A 2576-nucleotide genomic window follows, 5' to 3' on the forward strand; every position below is an offset into this window, starting at 1 on the left:
GGGTCGGGTAGCCGGAGCGCATTGCTGCGCCCCGGCCCCCTCAGAACCGGACGTGCGACTTTCACCGCATCCGGCTCAAGCAAGCCACGAGGGCATCACCCGGACGGACTACCCCGGGGTCCGCTTGCTGTCACCCGCATGATGCTGGCGGTGGCACTCGGCGTGTACCAGGCGGAGGTTGGTTCGTTGATCCGTGCCGCCGTCTCTGCGGTAAACGAAGTGATGCTTGTTCAGCATCTTCTTCGACGCCGCGAACCACTCGATCCACTCGCGTGGACTGTCGGGCTCGTATTCGGCTCCACTGATGAGCGCCTGTCGGCAAAGAGGGCACAAGCCCCTTTGCCGGGCCGCCAGGTACAAGCTGGTCTTGTCCATCGGCGGTGGCGTTTTCCGGCGGCGACGGCCGCGCCAGTACCCCGTGAGGGCCGGATCGTCGGGCGACGCAGCACCCTTGACCGGAATGTATCTGGCGTGTCGGACCCAGGCGAACTTCGGGAGATAGGCGCCCGAATGACGGTCACCGAAAACCCAGTTGTCCTGTCGGGCCTTGTTGAACCTGCCGAAATAGTGGTTCTTGATCCACAGCCCCGAGCGGTTCTCGTGGCCACGTTTCGCCCACTTGTACAGGAGCTTGAACAGATAGTGATCCATCGAGCAGAACGCCCGATTGCACGCCGCACCCCCGTAATAGGCTGTCCAACCCCTCACAATCGGGGAGAACTTCACCAGCACGGCAACGGTGCTGGTGCCCCGATGGCGGATCATCTCCTCTCGGAGCCGTTTCCGGAGTCTGTTGCACGCTTCCCTGCTCGGCCTGATGGTCAGACTGTCGCCGTGCCGCTGCACGGTGAATCCCAGGAAGTCGAACCCCTCGTCGAGGTGGACAACTCGGGTCTTTGCCTCATTGAAGCGAAGACCTCTGGGCTCCAGCCAGCCCATCAGCTTCCCTTTGACCTGGTATGCCTCTTCTTCGCTGCGGCACAAGACCACGAAGTCGTCGGCATATCGGATCAACACGGGAGTTCCGGGCACAGTCTTGTTCTCGTGCCCCTTCCGCCCGTCGAGGCGGAATCCCGCGGCCTGTTCCATCCCGTGAAGGGCAATGTTCAGCAGCAAGGGGCTGATGACGCCGCCCTGGGGAGTTCCCTCCTCGGTCGGCGTCCATCGGCCGCGTTCCATCACGCCGGCCCGCAGCCATTGCCGGATCAGGTCCCTGGCGGGGAACTGCCCGATCATGGCGTTCAGGTGGTCGTGACTGATGCGGTCGAAGGCCCCTTCCAGGTCCGCATCCAGCGCCCAGCGGCGCTTGGCCAGCCGTCCCCGGGCCGTGACCCGGATGGCTGCGATGGCGTCCTGACAGCTTCGTCCGGGCCTGAATCCGTAGGATTTCGACTCGAACCGGGCCTCCCATTCGGGCTCCAGCGCGTTCTTCACGCGGGCCTGGAGCACCCGGTCACGGATGACCGGGATGCCGAGCGGGCGCTGCTTCCCGTTGGCCTTGGGGATGTACACGCGCTTGACCGGCTGGGCAGTCCGGGGGCCTGGCGAGCGATGGATGTCGTCCGCCAGCCGGGCCCTCGCCGCAGGGGTGAGGGCCCGTTCCCCGTCGATTCCAGCGGTCTTGCGGCCACTACTCTGCTGTGTCACCCGCTTCACGCTGACAAGCGTGTTGCTGCGGCTGCGCAGCATGAGCTTCTGCAAGTTGCGGACCCTTTTGTGGTCCTTTTCCTGAGATGCCTTGAAGATCCGCTGCCTCAGCTGCCGTACGTTCTCCTCGTACGTGGCCCAGTCGATGCTGTGCCAGTCAAGTTTCCCGCCCTCCGGTCCGTTCACCTCGGGCGCACGGGCAGTGGCTGCTGCCGCTGTGGTACTCATACGCGCCTCCAGCATCTAACTTGTCCTTCGGTTCCGGTGTCTTCGCTTTGGGGCTTCAAAGGCTCACCTGGTCCACGTGGGCGCCCTTTCAGGCCGGGCCACGAGAGCCCGTATCCGGCGGGTTATGCGCGGGAGCGGGCAGAGAGGGCCGCCCACGCGTTTTCCCCTGACCTTTCGGCCTACCGGCATTCGCTTCTTGGACCATCCTGTTCCTGCCGGGGAGTTGGGCCTCCCTTACGGTCGGCTTACCGGACCATTCCGGACCCCGACAGGGTTTCCGTGTTCCACACGCTGAAGATGCGGCCGGGGTGGGCGCCCCCTCTGTCCCGTGACCGACGGTGTCCCACAACCGATGTTGCTTGCACCGGATGCCGTCTGCGCCTCGCAGCGCGGGCCATTCCCTGTCGAGTACGGACCATCTACAGGGTTGATATGACGAGACATTGACCAGGGGTTCACACGCGTTCGCCCGTCCGGCCTTCCCCTTGCCTGTGGCGTCTCGATGGCCGAGATGCCCTTGGACGTGAACGCTCAGCTCCACACCCCGCCGTTGCCAGCGACGCATGTGAGCGCGGGGACGAATTCGAGACACTAATCCGGAGGAATTGTCATGCCTGAACCTCTCCACAAGACGGACCTCACTTCAGAGCGTGCGGCCTCACGTCGCACAGCAAGTTATCGGCCAAGACACTCTTCCCCGT

At 64.2% G+C, this 2576-nt stretch carries 1 protein-coding gene; it reads right to left on the reverse strand.

The features are described 5' to 3' along the window. Positions 1-108: 108 nt before the first annotated feature. The gene (gene ltrA / locus ACFWRO_RS37025) at positions 109-1875 is read right to left on the reverse strand and encodes a group II intron reverse transcriptase/maturase (protein WP_384519088.1); all 1767 of its coding nucleotides are present in this window, start codon (positions 1873-1875) and stop codon (positions 109-111) included. Positions 1876-2576: the final 701 nt, after the last annotated feature.

Source organism: Streptomyces sp. NPDC058579 (assembly GCF_042718575.1).
Classification (GTDB): Bacteria; Actinomycetota; Actinomycetes; order Streptomycetales; family Streptomycetaceae; genus Streptomyces.